The sequence below is a fragment of the Thermosynechococcus sp. FA-CM-4201 genome (assembly GCF_054689355.1).
This window is the reverse complement of record NZ_CP079920.1, coordinates 380,797-399,993: the sequence shown is the minus strand read 5'-3', so window position 1 is coordinate 399,993 and position 19,197 is coordinate 380,797. Positions and strand designations below refer to the sequence as shown.

The window sequence follows — 19,197 nt, the reverse complement described above, 5'->3', positions numbered from 1 at the left end:
TTACACAAGCGTGCGATCGGTGAGGATTTCGTAGCCCGTTTTGGTGACCAAAACCGTGTGCTCAAATTGGGCAGAGAGGGAATTATCAACCGTAACCGCTGTCCAGCGATCGCGCAAAATCCGCACCTGTTTTGACCCCGCATTCACAATCGGTTCAATGGCCAAGGTCATCCCCGCCCGCAGTCGCACATTCTTGAGTTCATTGGTGCGGAAGTTAAATACCGAGGGTTCTTCGTGGAGATTGCGCCCCACGCCGTGGCCAGTAAAGTCCTCGACTACGACAAAGCCATTGGCTTCGACATAATCTTGAATAGCACCCGCCAAATCCATCAGGTAGTTGCCTTCTTTGACCTGCTCAATGCCTCGGTAGAGAGCTTCTTCAGCCACTTTTACCAGCTTGGCTGCTTCCTCGGAGATTTCCCCCACTGGAATCGTAATGCAAGAGTCGCCATGGAAGCCGTTGTAGTAGGCACCGGTGTCAATCTTAACGATATCGCCATTGCGAATCACTTTGCGGGGGCTGGGAATGCCGTGAACCACCTCGTTGTTGATGCAAGCGCAAATGGAGGCCGGAAAGCCCTGATAGCCCTTGAAGCTCGGTGTTGCCCCCATTTCCCGGATGCGTTTCTCGGCATAGGCATCGAGATCTGCCGTTGTCATGCCCGGCTCGATCATCTGGGAGATTTCCTTGAGCACCGTCGCCACAATGCGCGAGGCCTGCCGCATAATCTCAATTTCTCGCTTGGACTTAATTTCAATGCCGCGGCGGGGACGGGTTTGGACGGGGGTGGTGGGGGGAGTGAGCAGACTACCAAGGATATTCATGGGCGCGATGCAACCGCAAAAATCGTTCTTTTTCAGGATAACGCTGTTGCGCTGATCAGGGGAACGTCAATTTTATCCTTGAGGGATAGGTGAACGAAAATGCGCTTGATAGAGCTGCTTAAATCGCCGCTGTTGCTGCCCGTGATCCACAATCGGTAAGGGATAACCACAGCGATGCCGCTCTAGGGGAGAAATATTTCCCGTCACCAAATCTGCCGTGTCTAGGGATTTCAATTCCGGCAGCCAACGGCGAATGTACTCCGCCTCAGGATCAAATTTTTGGGCTTGACTGGCTGGGTTAAAAATCCGCAGCGGCTTTGGATCCATGCCACTGGAGGCACTCCACTGCCAACCGCCATTATTGGCTGCCAAGTCGCCATCAATCAGTTTTTGCATAAAGTACTGCTCACCCCACTGGGGATTGATGATCAAGTCCTTGGTGAGGAAACTGGCCACAATCATGCGGCAGCGGTTGTGCATCCAGCCCGTTTCATTGAGTTGGCGCATGGCAGCATCCACAATGGGGTAACCGGTGCGACCCTCACACCAAGCCGCAAAGTGTTCTGCGTGATTCAGCCAAGGAAAAGTAGCAAATCCTGCGCGATGGGGACGCTCCGCCAAGTGGGGAAACCAGTAGAGGGCGTGCTGATAAAACTCCCGCCACGCCAATTCCTGCTGCCAGGTGCGAATACTCGTTTGTGCCTCTTCACTACGGGCTGCGGCCATAGCGGCCTGAGTGGCTGCCCAGACACGGCGAATACCAATGACACCGAACTTGAGGGCGGGGCTTAAGAGGGAGGTTCCGGGCTGCGCTGGATAGTTGCGCTGCTCGCCATAGTCTTGAATGTGCTGGTCAATAAAGGTCTCCAGTTGTGCTTGGGCAGCGGCTTCACCGGGAGCAAGGATGAGTTCTCCGGACCAATGAAATCCCAAATCCTTGGCGGTGGGAAGAGGTATAGCTCCCAAAGCTCTTGCCGTGGCTTGTTCTGTTTCTGTGAGGGGTTCGAGGTGGCTGGGGCTGGGGACAGGCTCTGGTTTAACTAAGCTTGACCAGTTGCGCCAAAAGGGGGAATAGACGGTGTAGGGCTGTCCCTGTTTTGTTTGGACGGCCTCTGGGGGATGCAGGAGTTGATCCCAAGCGGTTTCTACGGCAATGCCCTTTTCTTTGAGGGCAGCGGCCACTGCGCGATCGCGATCGCGACCGTAGGGTTCCACATCCTCATGCCAATGCACCGCCACCGCCCCTAAGCCACTGGCCACTTGGGGCAGAATTTGACGCGGGTCACCATGGAAAATCAAAAAGCTCCCCCCAAGTCGCTGATAGGCTTCTTGCAAGGCCTGTAGGCAACCAACGAGGTAGGTCACCCGCACCGCCGCAATGTCCGAGGCACTGAGAATCGCCGGGTCAAAACAGAAAACACCGACCACTTTGGGGGTTTGGGTGTAGGCAGCCGCCAACCCGACACTATCACTGAGGCGCAGATCGCGACGATGCCAAAAGAGGCGCAGGCTCATCGTCCGTGCATCCTAGGCGGATTAGAAAAGAGCACCAATACATTCATTGGTTGCAGCTTTAACTTCCGGCGGTTCATTGTCGGGCGTGATTTGCTGAAACTGCTCATAGCTCATTTTTTCTTGGAGGCGGTTTATCACGCAAGTGCAATAGCGATCGCCGCGATCGCCAAAGCCGGGAGGTGCTTGCGCCGCAAATTTGGTTTGACACTCCTGCATAAAGATCGCGATCGCCTCTGGAGGATAAGTCGCCGCTGGCGTTTCTTGAGCGAAAATCGATAAACTCAGCAATCCCAGACCGCTACCGCTGAGAAGGCTGATCACGAGTTTGGAGAATTTCATCGGGGCGACTCCTAGGGGCGATACCTGATCCGATTCTGGCAAAGAGCTTCCTGCGGTTGCTGCACTTCCAAACTTTTGTTGAGTTGCCGATCAAGTCATAGACAAGGATGCCACGTTTATCTATACTTGTCTTCTATCGTTTTGTGTGTCCAGTTATCGGCAAAGGAGGCTCTCATTTCTGAACCACTTGCCCTCACCCAAAGCCTAAGGGGTACCCGTGAGATTCGCGATAACTATCAAGTGTTTCGCCTGACGGGTCTCATTGATGCGTTTTCCGAGTCGGCCTTTCGCAAGGTCATTAGTAAGTGTTTTGACGATGGGCCTGCCAACGTCATCTTAGATCTTTCAAAAATTGAGTTTATTGACAGCTCTGGCCTCGGCATTTTGGTACAACTGGCCAAAAAAGCCCAAGAGCATCAGGGTCAACTGCAAATTGTCACCAATCCCCGCGTCACCCAAACGGTCAAACTCGTGCGCTTAGAAAACTTTTTGCCCCTTCAGCCCGATCTGGCGACGGCGATCGCCCAAATTACCGGCGAAACCCATTCCTAAACCTTCTGTTCCTGCGACAGTACAACTAAGGGGGGTCTCTTTAGCTGAAACGTCATGCTTGACTCTGCTGGATTATTGCCCCTTGTCCCCCCCAAAATTCCCGCCCATCAACTGCCGCCGGCGGCTTTAGCCTACTTTGGCGACGCCGTTTATGAACTCTTTATCCGCTGGCTTTTTCTAACCCCACCCCAACGCATCAATACCTACCACCGCCAAGTGGTGGCGCATGTCCGTGCCGAAAGTCAAGCCCGCTACATGGACTTTCTTTGGGAGTATTGCACCGAGACTGAACGCTCGATTTTTCGTCAGGGTCGCAACGCCGCTGCCGATGGCCCAAAGCGAGTCGCTGCAAAAATTTACCGCCAAGCCACTGGTTTTGAAGCCCTACTGGGATACCTTTACCTCACCAACCCGCAACGCCTACAGGAGATTTTTCAACTCCTTGAGCGGCACATTCGCAATGAAATGAACAGCAATATCGAGGAAGCAGAATCCTGTAATGAAACGTAACCACTGCATGATAGGATGCTTAGTGGCCAGTTCAAGGCATCCTCGGATGCTCCCTATTCTGCTGTGACCGTTCCCGATTCTGCTTCAGCACCCTCTGCGCCATCAACCATTGCCAATTCCCCCAAGAAGGGCGGCTCGATGGCGGAGTTTTATCAACTCTGTCGCGAATTATTCACGACAAGCCTTGTGCTGATGGCGATCGCCTTTGGAGCGGTTTGGCTTATTTACGGCCTGAACACAGCGTTGAATTACCTTTTGGGGGCAAGTGCGAGCCTAATTTATCTGCGGCTCCTCGCCCGGAGTGTGGAGCGCCTAGGAAACGACCAGAAAAAGCTGGGGAAAACGCAGCTCCTTGTCGTCGTGGTTGTGATTATTTTGGCAGCCCGTTGGCAAGAGCTACATATTATTCCAGTGTTCTTGGGGTTCTTAACCTACAAAGCCGCCATTCTGGTCTATATGTTTCGTACGGTTTTGCCGTCCCCTTAACGCTGGCTCACTGTAGTGCTTAGACAACCGAGCGCGGAGGCATGATGCCTTTGATACACCTTTGGACAGCTCTTCCCCTTGCCAAGTTGGAGGTGGGGCACCATTTCTACTGGCATATTGGCAACCTAAAAGTTCACGGTCAAGTCTTCATCACCACTTGGTTTGTGATGGCCATTCTGATTGCAGCGGCCTTTGCAGCCTCGCGGAATATTCAACGGGTGCCCAGTGGTATTCAAAACTTGATGGAATACGCGCTGGAATTCATCCGCGATTTGACCAAGAGCCAAATGGGTGAGCACGAGTACCGAGCTTGGGTTCCCTTTGTGGGGACACTGTTCCTGTTCATTTTTGTTTGTAACTGGTCAGGGGCACTGGTACCGTGGAAACTCATTGAACTGCCAGAAGGGGAGCTAGCAGCACCCACCAATGACATCAATACCACCGTAGCCTTGGCTTTGCTGGTCTCCTTGGCCTATTTCTATGCCGGGCTACGCAAGCGGGGGCTGAAGTATTTTACCAAGTACATCGAGCCAACGCCCGTTTTACTTCCCATTGCCATCTTGGAAGATTTTACAAAACCTCTTTCCCTGAGCTTCCGTCTTTTTGGCAACATCTTGGCGGATGAATTGGTGGTGGGGGTCTTGGTGTTGCTGGTGCCCTTGTTTGTGCCCTTGCCCGTGATGGCCTTGGGACTCTTTACCAGTGCCATTCAAGCCCTTGTGTTTGCCACCCTCGCAGCCACCTACATTGGGGAGGCCATGGAGGGACATGGCGGCGAGCACGAAGAGGCTCACTCCTAAAAGGGGTACATACCCTGCTATTGTTATCTCTGGAAATTTTGTTTCGTCCTACTACGTCTCGAGGAAATCAACTATGGATCCGTTAGTCGCTTCTGCTTCTGTTTTGGCTGCTGCTCTGGCAATTGGTTTGGCATCGCTTGGGCCTGGGATTGGTCAAGGGAATGCCTCTGGTCAAGCCGTGGAAGGGATTGCGCGGCAACCGGAAGCGGAAGGTAAAATTCGGGGTACACTGCTGCTGACCTTGGCATTCATGGAGTCCCTGACCATCTACGGTCTGGTGATTGCGCTGGTGCTCCTGTTTGCCAACCCCTTTGCATCCTAATTAACCCCAGTGGGGGAGGCTTGGATGAGCTTTCCCCCGATCCCCCATTCTGGAGAGGCTGATGTTTGATTTTGATGCCACCCTACCCCTGATGGCTGTGCAATTCTTAATCTTGACCGTCATTTTGAATGCGCTGCTGTACAAGCCCTTGGGTCAGGCGCTGGACAATCGGGATGAATATATCCGAACCAACTTGCAGCAGGCCAAGGAGCGGTTGCAACAGGCCACTGAACTGGCTCAGCAGTATGAGCAGGAATTGGCCAGTACCCGTCGCCAAGCCCAAGCCTTGATTGAAGAGGCCAGAGCCGAGGCACAGAAAATTGCCACCGCCGAAATTGCCGAAGCACAGCAGGCCGTGCAGGCAGAGTTACTCAAGATTCAAGCAGAGATTGATCAGCAAAAGCAGGCGACACTGCAAGCGCTTGAGGGTCAAGTTGCCAGCTTGAGTGAACAGTTATTAGCGAAGTTACTGGCCTAGGAGTGTGGGTCATGGACGCAGTATTTTTATTGGCAACGGAAGAAGCGGGGCATTTTGGCATTAACACCAATTTGCTCGAAACCAATGTGATCAACCTTGCCATCATTATTGGGGTATTGGTGTATTTTGGGCGGGGCGTACTTGGCAAAACCTTGGGCGATCGCCAGCAACAAATTGCCACAGCCATTGCGGAAGCCGAAGAACGCCAGAAAGTAGCCGCTGCCCGCCTCGCCGAAGAGCAGCAAAAACTGGCTCAGGCCAAGCAGGAGGCACAACGCATTCGCGAAGACGCCCTTGCCCGTGCCAAGGCTGCCAAGGAAGAACTCATTGCCCAAGCCAAGCGGGAAATTGAGCGCTTGAAGGAAACCGCTTCCCAAGATACCAGTGCCGCCACTGAGCGGGCGATCGCCGAAATTCGTGAGCGGATTGCTGCTATGGCACTTGCGGAGGCCGAAAACCAACTCAAAGCGCGTTTGAGCCAAAATCCAGACCTTCAGCGCACCCTTGTTGATCGCAGTATTGCCCTACTAGGAGGCAAATGATGCAGACCACTGTCCGTGGTGAACTTGTTGAACCCTACGCCGAGGCGCTGCTGTCGTTGGCGCAAACCCACAACCTCATTGATCAGTTTCAGCGGGACACGCAGTTAATTCTGGAACTCCTTGCCAGCTCCAGTGAACTGCAACAGTTTCTTGCCAATCCGCTGATCAAGCCTGAGGCCAAAAAGAATGTGCTGCGGCAGTTGACAGTGGATAAGGTGCACGGCTACTTCCTCAACTTCTTAATGTTGCTTGTGGATCGGCGGCGCATTAACGTTCTTGGCCCGATTTGTGAGCAATATCGTGCCCTTGTGCGCAAACTCCGCAATGTGGTCTTGGCAGAAGTCACCAGTGCCGTCGAACTCAACGACGATCAACGCCGTGCCGTGGTCGACAAGGTCAAAGCCATGACCGGTGCCGCCGATGTGGAGCTTGTCACTGCCTGCGATCCCGAATTGATTGGTGGCGTGGTGATTAAAGTTGGCTCCCAAATCTTTGATGCTAGTCTGCGGGGTCAACTCCGCCGCCTCAGTCTCACCTTGGCGCAAGCCGCCTAACGTCCCCTTTGTAAACTGTTCAACCCTTGAGAGCGACTTCTATGGTAAGTATCCGACCCGACGAAATCAGTAGCATTATTCGCCAGCAAATCGAGCAGTACGAACAGTCGATCAAAGTCGATAATGTCGGTACTGTCTTGCAGGTGGGTGATGGCATTGCCCGTGTCTATGGCCTCGACAAAGTGATGGCCTCAGAATTGGTGGAATTTGAAGACGGCACCGTGGGGATTGCCCTTAACCTCGAAGAGGATAACGTGGGGGTGGTGCTGATGGGCGATGGCCTCGGTATCGAAGAAGGCAGTACGGTGCGGGCCACTGGCAAAATTGCCTCGATTCCCGTGGGTGAAGCCGCCATTGGTCGGGTCGTGGATGCACTGATGCGCCCCATTGATGGCAAAGGGGAGATCCACACGACGGCAACCCGCCTGATTGAATCCCCCGCCCCCGGTATTGTCCAGCGCAAATCTGTGTGTGAGCCGTTGCAAACGGGGATTACCGCCATTGACGCCATGATTCCCATTGGTCGTGGTCAGCGGGAACTAATCATTGGCGATCGCCAGACGGGGAAAACGGCCGTTGCCATTGACACGATTCTGAACCAAAAAGGCCAAGACGTGATTTGCGTCTATGTGGCCATTGGTCAAAAAGCATCCAGTGTCGCTCAAGTGGTGAACGTGCTGCGGGAGCGGGGTGCACTCGATTACACGATTGTGATTGCTGCCAACGCCAGTGATCCAGCCGCCTTGCAGTATCTCGCCCCCTACACCGGTGCCACGATTGCTGAGTACTTCATGTACCAAGGCAAGCACACCCTTGTTATTTATGACGACCTCTCCAAACAAGCCCAAGCCTATCGGCAAATGTCGCTGCTGCTGCGTCGTCCCCCCGGTCGTGAAGCCTATCCAGGGGATGTGTTCTATCTCCACTCTCGCCTGCTGGAGCGTGCCGCCAAACTCAACGATGCCCTCGGTGGGGGCAGTATGACGGCGCTTCCTGTGGTTGAAACCCAAGCCGGTGACGTGTCTGCCTACATTCCCACCAACGTTATTTCCATTACCGACGGTCAAATCTTCCTCTCCTCTGACCTCTTCAACGCTGGCTTGCGTCCTGCCATCAACGCGGGGATTTCCGTGTCGCGGGTGGGTTCCGCTGCTCAAATCAAAGCCATGAAACAGGTGGCTGGCAAGCTGAAGCTGGAATTGGCGCAATTTGATGAATTGCAAGCCTTTGCCCAGTTTGCCTCTGACTTGGATAAAGCCACCCAAAACCAACTGGCGCGGGGTCAACGCCTTCGGGAAATTCTCAAGCAGCCCCAGTACTCACCCATTCCGGTGGAATACCAAGTGGCGACCATTTACGCCGGTACCAATGGCTACCTTGATGATATTCCCGTTGAGGCGGTGGCCAAGTTTGTTGCCGGTCTGCGGGACTATCTGCACACAAGTAAGCCCGAATACGGCGAAATCATCCGCACCACCCAAAAACTGGATGAAAAAGCTGAAGCGCTCCTGAAAGAGGCGATCGCTGAATACAAAGCTGGCTTTACTGCCTAGGCGCGATCGCGTCCTATCATCAGTCTGAACCTGCCCTCTACCAAGGGTAGGTTTTTTATGCCCAGCCGACTCTGGAGTGTCAAAAATCATTGCAGTTTCCTTGAGCCATCCCCCTGAGCCTGCCGTCCTCTCCTACACTGGGATCCTAGGGCGAGGTTTGACAAAGGAGAAAACAGTGCGTGTCGTCCTCATGGCCGGGGGAAGTGGTACTCGGTTGCGTCCCCTCACCTGTGATCTACCTAAGCCAATGGTGCCGGTGGTCAATCGTCCCATTGCCGAGCATATTCTCAATCTCCTGCGCCGCCATAGCCTTGATGATGTGGTCATGACATTGCACTATCTGCCCGATGTCGTGCGTGACTATTTTGGCGATGGGAATGAGTTTGGGGTGCACCTAAGCTATGTCGTTGAGGAAGAGCAGCCCCTTGGCACAGCAGGGTCAGTCAAAAATATTGCCAATTTGCTAACGGATCCCTTTTTGGTGGTCAGCGGCGATAGCATTACCGATGTTGATTTAACCGATGCCCTACGTTTTCACCAGCAGCACGGTGCTCCCGTAACCCTGATCCTTGCCCGTGTGCCTCAACCGAAGGAGTTTGGCATTGTCTTTACCGATAGCGATGGCCGCGTGCGGCGGTTTCTCGAGAAGCCCTCAGCAGGGGAAGTCTTTACGGATACGGTGAATACGGGCATCTACATCCTCAGTCCTGCGGTCATGGACTATCTCAATAGCGGCATCGAGCGGGATTTTTCGCGGGATTTGTTCCCATTGCTGTTGCAGGCCGATGTGCCGATGTATGGCTATATCACCGATGCCTACTGGTGCGATGTCGGTAGTCTGCAAACCTATCAACAGGTGCAACAGGATGCCCTCTATGGCCGCGTGCACTTGGAAATTCAGGGGCATGAAGTTCAGCCGCAAATTTGGGTAGGACACAACACCACATTGCCGCAAACAGTTCAGCTACAGGCGCCGCTAGTCTTGGGCAATAACTGCCGCTTTGGGGCAGGGGTCACCCTTGGGGCGGGGACGATCTTGGGGGATAACGTGATTGTTGGCAATGGCAGTCGGTTGCGCTCAGTGGTGGCTTGGAGTGGCTGTTTTATTGGAGATGACAGTGAATTGGAGCATTGCATTTTGGCTCGCCATGTCCATGTCGATCGCCATGTAACGCTGCACGAAGGGGTGATTATTGGCAGTCGCTGTGTGGTCGGGGAGGAGGCTAGCCTCAGTCAGGGGGTGCGGCTCTGGCCGGGCAAACGCATTGAAGCGGGTGCGATTGTCAATGAAAGCCTGATCTGGGGCACAACAGGTCAGCGCTATCTCTTTGGCCAGCGGGGGGTTGCCGGTGTGGCCAATGTGGACATTACACCGGAGTTTGCTGTGCGGTTGGCGGCCGCCTATGCCTCAATCCTTGAGCCGGGAACCAGTGTGCTAGTGTCGCGGGATCAGCGCAATGTGTCGCGGATGGTGTCCCATGCCCTGATGTCGGGTTTGATGTCGGTGGGGATTCATGTCCTCAATTTGGAGGCGATCGCCCTGCCCATTGCCCGCTTTGCTGCCCAAACCCTTTCAGTCAGCGGGGGCATTCATGTGCGTGCCCATCCCGATCGCGCCGATCAACTCTTGATTGAGTTTTTTGACCATAAAGGCATCAACCTGAGCAAAGCTAAAGAGCGGCAAATTGAAACCGCCTACTTCCGCGAAGATATTCGCCGCGCCCTACTTACGGATGTCGGTGTCATGACCCATCCCAACAACTGCGTGGCTGCCTATGCCCAAGGCTTTGAAAAGTGGCTGAATACGCAACTGTTTTATGGTAGCCCCGCCAAAATTGTCATTGACTATGCCTATGCCGTTTCTGGGGTTGTCTTGCCGCAAATCCTCAGTAAGTTTGGCTGTGATGCCGTTGTTCTCAATGCCACCCTGCACCCAACCCCCGTGAACATTCTCGAGCGACAGCGGCTCCTGCGGGAACTGGGACAGGTGGTGACAGCGCTATCTGCCAGTTTGGGGGTGCAAGTCTCCGCCAATGGCGAACGGTTGACCTTGGTGGACAATGCTGGTCAGGTGTTCAGTGATCAAGAACTCACGGCTCTAATGACCTACTTGACCCTCTTGACCCATCCGGGGGGCACCGTCGTGGTGCCGGTCACAACCTCTAGCGCCGTGGAGGCGATCGCCCGCCAGCAGGGAGGACACATTATCCGCAGTCGCACCAACCCAACTGATCTCATGGAAGCCTGCCAGCACCACAGTGGCGTCGTCCTAGGGGGTTCCGCAGAAACCGGTTTTATCTTCCCACAACTGCATCCGGGATTTGATGCCATGTTTACGATCGCCACCCTGATCGAACTGCTGGCACTGATTGGCAAACCCCTCACCGTCATGCGCCAAGAACTGCCCCGCGTCCACTACTATCACCGCCCGATTCGCTGTCCGTGGATTGCCAAAGGGTCATTGATGCGCCACTTGGTGGAAACCCATCCCCGCAATCACTTGAGTCTCATTGATGGTGTCAAAATTGGTGAACCCAATACTGACCACTGGGTACTGATTCTGCCCGATGCCAGTGAGCCATTGGTACACCTCTACGTCAATAGTCCCGATGCCACTTGGAGTGAGCAGATGCTGCAACGCTATAGCCGCCGCATTGAAGAGTTTGCCCGCTTGGAACCTCTCTCAGATGCCACAATAAAGATGTGAGCAAAATCCCGTAGAATCAGGGAAAATTTTTCGTACGTTAGGCGCAATGGTGGTGTTGAAAACGGAGAAAACTCAAGGGGACTTGAGCGATAAATTGCGGGGAATTGCCCGTTGGTGGTCGGAATTCAAAATTCAAACCCGCCTCATGGCCACAGCAACCCTCGTGGTCTCGATCATCATGAGTGGCCTCACCTTCTGGGCGGTGAACACCATTCAAACCAATGCCCACCTCAATGACACCCGCTATGGTCGCGATTTAGGGTTACTCCTAGCTGCTGATGTGGCGCCCCTTGTGGCCAAAGGGGATACCGCCGCTGTTGCTGAATTTTCCCGTAAGTTCTACGAGCGCAGTGCCAGTATTCGCTACATCCTCTATGCGGATCCCGAAGGGGAAATTTACTATGGCCTGCCCTACTCTGCCCCCCAAGTGGAAAGTGCCCTGACGCTGCGCCGCCGTATTCAACTGCCAGAGACCTACCGTGCTAGCCAAGAACCCCTCGTGCGCCAACACCAAACCCCCAATGGCCTGGTTGCTGATGTCTTTGTTCCCCTGACTTTCAATGGCGAAAACTTAGGGGTTGTTGCCTTGGGGATTAACCCAAACCAGACATTTATTGCCTCGGCCAATCTCACGCGGGATCTCACGATCGCCGTCTTTGTCTCCCTCTGGATCATGGTGATCTTGGGGGGCGTCTTCAATGCCCTCACCATTACTCAGCCCATCAAAGAATTGGTGCAGGGGGTGAAAAACATTGCAGCGGGGAATTTTAAGCAACGCATTAACCTGCCCTTTGGCGGTGAACTGGGGGAGTTGATCACCAGCTTTAATGACATGGCCGAGCGCCTCGCTTCCTACGAAGCCCAAAACATTGAAGAACTGCAAGCCGAGAAAGCGAAACTGGATACTTTGGTGTCCACCATTGCCGATGGGGCGATTCTCTTAGATACCGACATGCGGATTATTCTTGTCAACCCCACGGCGCAGCGCCTCTTCAATTGGGAAGGGATGAACGTCATTGGCCAAAATGCCCTCAACTGCTTTCCAGCGCCGGTATGCGAAAAGCTTACTTGTCCCCTTTACAAAGCCTCTCGCGGCGAGTCAGAGGGGGGAGAATTTCGGGTGACGCTGCAAGAACCTAGCTCGCGATCGGTACGGATTCTGCTGACAACAGTTATGGATGTGCAGCGGGAAAAACCCAAGGGCATTGCGATTACGATTCAGGACATTACCCGTGAGGTGGAACTCAACGAAGCCAAAGCGCAATTGATTAGCAATGTCTCCCACGAATTGCGCACCCCCCTATTCAATATCAAGTCGATTATCGAAACCATTCAAGAGTACGGCAGCAGCCTCAGCGAAAAAGAGCAGCAGGAATTCCTCGAAACCGCTAACCACGAGACCGATCGCCTGACTCGTCTTGTCAATGATTTCCTCGATATTTCTCGCCTTGAATCGGGTCGCCCCTATCAATTTGGCTCGGTACAGATGGCGCAGGTGATTGATCAGATCATGCGCACCTACCAACTCAATGCTGCCAATAAGTCCATTACCCTCACTGCCGAGGTGGAAAACCCCCTGCCACCGGTTTGGGGCAACTACGATCTTCTCATTGGTGCCCTCACTAACTTGGTGGGCAATGCCTTGAAGTTTACCCCCGAAAATGGCCGGGTAACGATTCGTGCCTATGTCTGGCATCCCCCCAGCGATCCAGAGCAGGAACGGGTGCGCATTGAGGTGGCCGACACGGGTATGGGCATTGCCCCAGAGGATCAACCCCGCGTCTTTGAACGCTTTTTCCGCGTTGAGAATCGTGTGCATACCCTAGAGGGAACGGGGCTGGGGTTAGCGATTGTTCAAGATATTATCCACAAGCACAATACGCAAATTCATTTAATTAGTGAATTAGGGGTCGGCAGTACCTTTTGGTTTGATTTGGCCATTGATGAATCTGCCCTCGTGGATACCCCTGATAGCACTGCTGAAACGGCGCTACCCCCCGCTTGAATCACGGGGATGGGGGCGATCGCCCCGCCTTGCCAACAACCACAAATGATCCGCTAAAATCTGAAGGCAAGAATCAATAACTCCTCACGCCAATGGTTCCTTGGGCTTGACCCTTAGGAAAAAATACAGATTTTTGTATTGATTTTGCTGCTCTACCTAAAACCGAATAATTAAACATTGGGGTTGAGGACGTGAGAACAAACTTATTTACACCCGTTGCCCTTCTCTCTCTTCTCGGCAGTACGGGGATGGTGTTACCTGCTTTAGCGATTCCGATTATCACCCCCACCCAACAGGATATTCAGCCACCCCTACCGGATCCACCCCCCCTACCCCCCACTTCGCCGCCCGTTTTTGAACCACCCCCTTTACCCCCTAGCCCAGCCCCCGAGTCAGAAAGTATTTTAATACCTGTACAAAAAATTGTTGTTGAAGGCAGCACTATCTTTGGGCCTGCCGAATTTGATCCGATTATCAAGCCCCTCGAAGGGCGGCAGGTGACGCTTGCAGAGCTACAGGGCGCTGCCGATGCAATTACAAGACTCTATCTCGAGGGGGGCTATTTGACCTCTCGCGCCGTTTTAGGCGAGCAGGTGGCACGGGATGGAGTGATCACGATTCAAGTGCTTGAAGGCCGCCTAGAGGACATTCGTATTGAAGGGAATAAAGGAATTATCCAACGCTATATTCGCAGTCGTATTGCCCTCGGTGCCGGCGTGCCCCTCAACTCCAATCGTCTGGAAGAGCAGTTGCGCCTGCTGCGAACGGATCCCCTCTTTGCCAATCTTTCTGCTAGTCTGCGACCCGGCACGACGCCCCAGGACAGTATCTTGGTAGTACGGGTGGTACCTGCCCGCTGGTTTAATGCGGCTTTTGGTCTGGATAACAATACGCCGCCAGCGATCGCCCCGGATCGGGCCACGGCCTTTTTGGGATACAACAACCTCAGTGGTCGCGGCGATAGTGTCTACGGTTCCTACGCCATCGGTAATAATCTAGGCACGTTTGACTGGGGAGCGTCCCACACTGTGGAGTTTGGCTACAGCCTGCCCCTCAATGCCATGAATGGCACACTCACCATTCGCACCGTACAAGCCGAGAGTAAGATTACTCGCCCACCTAACCTTGCTACTTTCAATATCCGCAGTGAATCTTCTATTTACGAAGCCAGTTTTCGCCAACCGGTGATTCGCAATATCCGTGAGGAACTGGCCTTTGGCATTGGCTTCTTGATGCAGTCGGCTCAGACATTTGTCGGCGGAGTGCCAACCCCCATTTCCATTGGTTCTGATCCATCGGGCTATAGTGCCACCCGTGTGCTGGAACTGAGTCAAGAATATATCCGCCGTGATCCCCAAGGGGCATGGGTCTTTCGCTCGCAATTCAACTTTGGCCTGCCGATCTTTGGCGCCACCGAAAACCCCAGTCCGACCCCTGATGGTACTTTCTTTAGCTGGCTGGGACAGGGACAGCGGCTGCAACGCCTCTGGGCAGATAACTTCTTGATTTTGCGTACCGATGTGCAACTGAGTCCCAATAGCCTGCTCCCCTTTCACCAATTTGTGATTGGTGGGCCTCTGTCGGTGCGGGGCTACTCAACCAATGCCCTCTCTGGGGATAATGGCCTGCGGTTCTCTGGGGAAGCCCGTTTTCCCGTACTGCGCACTGCCAATCGTCGCCCGATTATTTCCATTGGGCCGCTGTTTGATCTGGGGGTGGTCTGGAACAATAGCCGTAATCCTGCGGGTGCAGTGCCCGATAACGTGATTGCCGGCCTAGGTATGGGACTCTTGGTGCAACCGACCCCAAACCTTGACATTCAGTTCCAATACGCGGCGCCGTTGATTGATCTGCCCGGTCAAACCCGTAGTTTGCAGTCCGATGGCATTTACTTTACGTTGACGGTGCGTCCCTAGGGCGTATCGAGGGCTGTGCGGAGTGATTGACAAAACTCGGCGACGGCAGCAACTCCCTGATCGGGTTCTGCCAGACGTTTGACAAAGGCACTACCGACAATGGCAGCATCGGCGCCCCAATCACGCACTTGGCGGGCATGCTCCGGACTGGCAATGCCAAACCCGACACCAATGGGCTTGGGGGTGATCTGGCGTAGGGTGTGCAACAGTTCCTGAACGCGAGTGGCTATTTCTTGGCGCATGCCAGTCACACCCGTGGTGCTGACCAGGTAAATAAATCCTTGGGAAGCGGTGGCGATCGCCTGCATGCGGTCGGGCGATGTGGTGGGCGCAATTAGTAGTGTCAATTCCAAGCCGAGATTCGCTGTCTCCGCGAGTACGGGTTCGGCTTCCTCAAGGGGCAGATCGGGAATCACTAACCCCTTGATCCCGGCTTGGGCAACCGCTTTCAGAAATGAAGAGACCCCCCGATGGTAGATGGGATTGTAGTAGGTAAATAAAATCAGTGGCGCCCTCAGTTGGCGGTGCACGTCCGTTGTCATTTCTAAGACTGCTTCGAGGCGAGTTCCCCGTTGCAGGGCACGGGTGGCGGCTGCCTGAATCACTGGACCATCGGCCAAGGGATCCGAATAGGGCATTCCCAGTTCAATCAGATCTGCGCCATGGGCATCCAAGGCTTTGAGGGCAGCAACCGTAGTCTCTAAATCAGGGTCACCAGCGGTCAAAAAGGGAATCAGGGCACAGCGTTGACGGGCACGACATTGCTCAAAGCGTTCAGAAATTGTAGGCACAGTCACGGGCAGTCGCTCTCAAAGATGCATAACAATTGTGCCAGATTAGAGACAGCCCTTTTCTAGAATATGAGATACAGATAGTGGCCGATGCCAGTGAGGGTCATCTCAGCGTGAGTTGGTGGCGTTTTCTCCCCTTTGGCGATCGCCTGCGGCGCAGCGAAGCGGTTGGCGACCTGCGGCAGTGGACCCTAGAAGCACGATTGCTCCACTGGTTGACCCTCGTGTGGATGGGTCTTGGCTTGGTCGTTCTCTTTTCCGCTAGTTTTCCCGTCGGATTGGCCGAAACAGGGGACGGGCTGTACTACTTTACGCGCCAGTTGCTGTGGCTTGCCCTTGGCTGGGCAGGGTTTCAATTGTTTCTACGGCTTCCCCTGCGGCGATCGCTCCAGATGGCCATTCCAGGCTTCTTTTTGTTTTTGCTGCTAATCTGGGCAACACGCCTACCGGGAGTTGGGACAACGGTGATGGGCGCCACCCGCTGGATTAGTCTTGGCCCTTTTCAACTCCAGCCCTCAGAGATGATGAAGCCTTTTTTAGTCCTGCAAGCGGCTTGGGTGTTTAGTTCTTGGCGGCGGCTGCACCTGAAGGCGCGTTGTTTTTGGTTAACGGCCTTTGCCCTGACGCTGCTGGGGATTCTAATTCAACCGAACCTCAGCACCACGGCTTTGTGCGGGATTACATTATGGCTGATTGCCCTTGGTGCGGGTTTACCCTTGGCGCCCCTGCTGTTAACAGCCATGAGTGGCTTGGGCTTGGCAGTCCTCAGCATCAGCATTAACGAGTATCAACGGCGGCGGGTCATGTCCTTCCTCAACCCTTGGGCGGATGCGATGGGGGATGGCTACCAACTGGTGCAGAGTCTCTTGGCGGTTGCTTCGGGGGGCGTTTTGGGCACGGGCTATGGTTTTTCACAGCAAAAGCTCTCCTACTTACCGATCCAGCACACGGATTTTATTTTTGCGGTCTATGCCGAGGAAATGGGGCTATTGGGGTGTCTCTTGCTCCTAGGACTGCTGGCGGCCTATGGTTGGCTGGGAATGCGGGTGGTAAATCGGGCGCGGGATCCCCTGATCCAGCTCATTGCCTTGGGGGCGACGGTGATCATGCTCCTACAGGCTCTGATTAATATCGGTGTCGCCATTGGTATCCTACCGACAACGGGATTACCCTTTCCCCTCTTTAGCTATGGCGGTAGCTCAATTATGGCCAGTATGGCGATCGCTGGCCTGTTGATTCGCTGTGCCCGTGAAGGACAGCAGGCAGAGGTGATTACCTTCCCCGGTGCAACAAACCCTCGCGCCAAAACGTCTAGAACCCACCGCCGCCGTGCTGCTCCCGTTGTACCTCTGCGTCCCGAAGGGATCAATCGCTATTCTTCCCGCAAGCCCTAGGCTGAGATTTCCCGGCCATCTAGGCGCCACACCGCAATCACGGCAGGGCGAGGCACGACGACTTCTTCTCCATAGGGCCAGCGTGTTGGCAGATCAACCGTGGACTTTGCCCCTTCCCCCGGATGCTGAATCGCACAGAAGAAGGTTTGATAGTCACTGCTAAATTCAGGGCCACAAATTTCACAGCCGGGCACGCCAGAGAGGAACATCTTCAGTTCGCGGCGCTGCGGATTGAGGACATAAACGCCATCATTTTTGCCCAAGCGGGTTGACCCACCATTGCCATCCGTGGCAATCCAAACATTGCCGGCGCGATCGAAGGTCAAGTTATCCGGTGCTGAGATTGGCGGTACTTCTGCGTTCGTGGGTTCACCATACAGCACTAACTGGCGGTTCTGTTCTGGGGCGGTGGGATCTCCACAGAGCAAAGGCAGACGCCACTGAAACTGTAAGGCGGTTGGGTTATTGCCCTGCTCAATCATTTCAATCACATGCCCCATCACATTTTCAGGACGCGGATTGGCGCCATCTGTGGCCTTCGCCTTGCGTTTCTCGTTGTAGGTCAACGCCAGCCAGACACTTTTGGTGACGGGATTCCATTCAAAGTCCTCGGGCCGATCCATTTTTGTTGCCCCTAGGGCATCGGCGGCAGCGCGGGTGTAGATAAAACAGAGGGCAGGATCCTGTTGGAAGGCGGTGGGTAGATTGGGGTTGGGGGTAATTGTGCTGCCCTCAACGCGGGCGATCGCTCGCCATTCACCCGTCAGATCGTCATTAAAGCGAGCAACGTACAGTTCCCCTTCATCCAACAGGTTCAAGTTGGCAGCGCGATCGCTAGCTTGGTACTTGCCCTTGGTAATGAATTTGTAGGCATACTCAAAGCGTTCATCATCCCCCATGTACACCACAACTCGACCATCGGGGGCAATCACCGTTGTCGCCGCCTCATGGCGAAACCGTCCTAGGGCTGTGCGTTTAATGGGGGCGCGATCCGGGGAAAGAGGATCCACTTCCACAACCCAGCCAAAGCGAAAGGCCTCTTGGGGTTCCTTCGCGATGTTGAAGCGATCTTCATAGAAATAAAAGCCATAGCGATCGGCCCGCTCATTGGGAATGTCATAGCGTTTATGCAGCTCCTTGACCATGCCCGTGAGGTTGCTATCACTGCCGCCAAAATAGCTATGGAAGTTTTCCTCGCAGGTGAGGACCGTGCCCCAAGGGGTTTTGCCCGCTGAGCAGTTATTGAGCGTGCCGTTGACTCGTGTCCCCGTGGGATCCGCAGCCGTTTTCAAAAGGGCATGGCCTTTGGCAGGGCCTGAAATCTCACAGGGGGTTGAACCCGTGATGCGGCGGTTGTAGGGCGAGGCTTTTACATACTGCCAGCCGCCATTGGTGTTTTTAGCAATCTCGACAATGGAGAGTCCATGGGCTTCCCGCTGAAGGGCGGCCTGCCATTGATTGGGGCGATCGCCCACGGTTTGAAACATCAGTTCAGGATTGGTGTATTCATGATTCACGACCAGCAAATGCTTGCCATCGGGCGTGGTCTGATAGCCAACAAAATCACAGTTGTAGCCAAAGCACTGCTGCTGCCGCTGAACATCCGCTTCGGTGACTGTTTGGTGAATGCGATTCCAATTCAAGTTTTCACCACCATCGAGGGCATCCCCCCAGCGAATCACCACCCCATGCTCAAAGCCCTCAGGCAGCGTAATTTTATCGTCAGTGTTGGGGTAAATCGTTGGAAAGCCTAAAGCTGGTGCAGTGGCACACCCTTTGGTCAGGGTTGCAAGGGTTAAACCCGCCGCGCCAAAAAGAGCCGTTTTCAGTACGGTGCGTCGGCTTAGGACACGGGGTAACAGATCACCAAAATATTCAGCCATGAAGCGTCTCTCGTTCCAAATTCAT

General features: G+C 54.2%; 18 protein-coding genes. 13 read left to right on the top strand and 5 right to left on the bottom strand.

Annotated features, from left to right (window positions below; translation table 11 throughout):
• The 3 genes from map to KV190_RS01865 all read right to left on the bottom strand — a co-directional run bounded on the left by map (nt 1) and on the right by KV190_RS01865 (nt 2,679).
• Entirely contained in the window at nt 1–825 is an 825-nt protein-coding gene (map, locus tag KV190_RS01875) for a type I methionyl aminopeptidase (RefSeq protein ID WP_181494290.1), read from the bottom strand.
• A gap of 72 nt (nt 826–897) precedes the next feature.
• Nucleotides 898–2,340, bottom strand: coding sequence for a deoxyribodipyrimidine photo-lyase, 8-HDF type (locus KV190_RS01870; RefSeq protein WP_460194358.1), 1,443 nt, complete (start codon nt 2,338–2,340; stop codon nt 898–900).
• A 21-nt stretch (nt 2,341–2,361) separates the two neighbouring features.
• Nucleotides 2,362–2,679, bottom strand: coding sequence for a hypothetical protein (locus KV190_RS01865; RefSeq protein WP_460194357.1), 318 nt, complete (start codon nt 2,677–2,679; stop codon nt 2,362–2,364).
• A gap of 141 nt (nt 2,680–2,820) precedes the next feature.
• Between KV190_RS01865 and KV190_RS01860 the strand changes: the two genes are divergently transcribed.
• The 12 genes from KV190_RS01860 (at nt 2,821) to KV190_RS01805 (ending at nt 15,104) form a co-directional block, all read left to right on the top strand.
• Nucleotides 2,821–3,231 carry an STAS domain-containing protein gene (locus KV190_RS01860; RefSeq protein WP_225901526.1) on the top strand — a complete coding sequence of 137 codons (411 nt, stop codon included), beginning with the start codon at nt 2,821–2,823 and terminating at the stop codon, nt 3,229–3,231.
• 54 nt (nt 3,232–3,285) lie between these two features.
• Nucleotides 3,286–3,741, top strand: coding sequence for a Mini-ribonuclease 3 (locus tag KV190_RS01855; protein WP_460194356.1), 456 nt, complete (start codon nt 3,286–3,288; stop codon nt 3,739–3,741).
• Between the two features lie 15 nt (nt 3,742–3,756).
• Nucleotides 3,757–4,227 (top strand): ATP synthase subunit I, encoded by a 471-nt coding sequence (locus tag KV190_RS01850; protein ID WP_460194355.1) that lies wholly within the window; start codon nt 3,757–3,759, stop codon nt 4,225–4,227.
• 41 nt (nt 4,228–4,268) lie between these two features.
• A complete protein-coding gene (atpB, locus tag KV190_RS01845; protein WP_149818298.1) occupies nt 4,269–5,027 on the top strand; it encodes a F0F1 ATP synthase subunit A in 759 nt (252 codons plus the stop codon).
• Nucleotides 5,028–5,100: 73 nt separating this feature from the next.
• A complete protein-coding gene (atpE, locus tag KV190_RS01840) occupies nt 5,101–5,349 on the top strand; it encodes an ATP synthase F0 subunit C (protein ID WP_009767951.1) in 249 nt (82 codons plus the stop codon).
• A gap of 61 nt (nt 5,350–5,410) precedes the next feature.
• Complete coding sequence (locus tag KV190_RS01835) at nt 5,411–5,827, top strand: F0F1 ATP synthase subunit B' (protein WP_206199672.1); 417 nt, start codon at nt 5,411–5,413, stop codon at nt 5,825–5,827.
• An 11-nt stretch (nt 5,828–5,838) separates the two neighbouring features.
• On the top strand, nt 5,839–6,369 hold the full coding sequence (locus KV190_RS01830) for a F0F1 ATP synthase subunit B (RefSeq protein WP_226972001.1): 531 nt from the start codon (nt 5,839–5,841) through the stop codon (nt 6,367–6,369).
• Nucleotides 6,366–6,923, top strand: coding sequence for an ATP synthase F1 subunit delta (atpH, locus tag KV190_RS01825; RefSeq protein ID WP_460194354.1), 558 nt, complete (start codon nt 6,366–6,368; stop codon nt 6,921–6,923). Before KV190_RS01830 ends, atpH begins: the two co-directional genes overlap by 4 nt.
• Nucleotides 6,924–6,964: 41 nt before the next feature.
• Nucleotides 6,965–8,476 carry a F0F1 ATP synthase subunit alpha gene (atpA, locus tag KV190_RS01820; RefSeq protein ID WP_286668945.1) on the top strand — a complete coding sequence of 504 codons (1,512 nt, stop codon included), beginning with the start codon at nt 6,965–6,967 and terminating at the stop codon, nt 8,474–8,476.
• Between the two features lie 175 nt (nt 8,477–8,651).
• On the top strand, nt 8,652–11,183 hold the full coding sequence (locus KV190_RS01815) for a sugar phosphate nucleotidyltransferase (RefSeq protein WP_460194353.1): 2,532 nt from the start codon (nt 8,652–8,654) through the stop codon (nt 11,181–11,183).
• 46 nt (nt 11,184–11,229) lie between these two features.
• A complete protein-coding gene (gene nblS / locus KV190_RS01810) occupies nt 11,230–13,188 on the top strand; it encodes a two-component system sensor histidine kinase NblS (protein WP_460194352.1) in 1,959 nt (652 codons plus the stop codon).
• Nucleotides 13,189–13,379: 191 nt separating this feature from the next.
• A complete protein-coding gene (locus tag KV190_RS01805; RefSeq protein ID WP_460194351.1) occupies nt 13,380–15,104 on the top strand; it encodes a ShlB/FhaC/HecB family hemolysin secretion/activation protein in 1,725 nt (574 codons plus the stop codon).
• On the opposite strand, the gene trpA is transcribed toward KV190_RS01805, so the two are convergent.
• Nucleotides 15,101–15,895 carry a tryptophan synthase subunit alpha gene (gene trpA / locus KV190_RS01800; protein WP_460195199.1) on the bottom strand — a complete coding sequence of 265 codons (795 nt, stop codon included), beginning with the start codon at nt 15,893–15,895 and terminating at the stop codon, nt 15,101–15,103. The genes KV190_RS01805 and trpA overlap by 4 nt on opposite strands.
• A 113-nt stretch (nt 15,896–16,008) precedes the next feature.
• Between trpA and KV190_RS01795 the strand changes: the two genes are divergently transcribed.
• The gene (locus KV190_RS01795; protein WP_460194350.1) at nt 16,009–17,289 is read left to right on the top strand and encodes an FtsW/RodA/SpoVE family cell cycle protein; all 1,281 of its coding nucleotides are present in this window, start codon (nt 16,009–16,011) and stop codon (nt 17,287–17,289) included.
• Here the strand turns inward: KV190_RS01795 and KV190_RS01790 are convergent.
• On the bottom strand, nt 17,286–19,172 hold the full coding sequence (locus tag KV190_RS01790; RefSeq protein ID WP_460194349.1) for a PhoX family protein: 1,887 nt from the start codon (nt 19,170–19,172) through the stop codon (nt 17,286–17,288). The two genes, KV190_RS01795 and KV190_RS01790, sit on opposite strands and share 4 nt — an antisense overlap.
• Between the last annotated feature and the right edge of the window lie 25 nt (nt 19,173–19,197).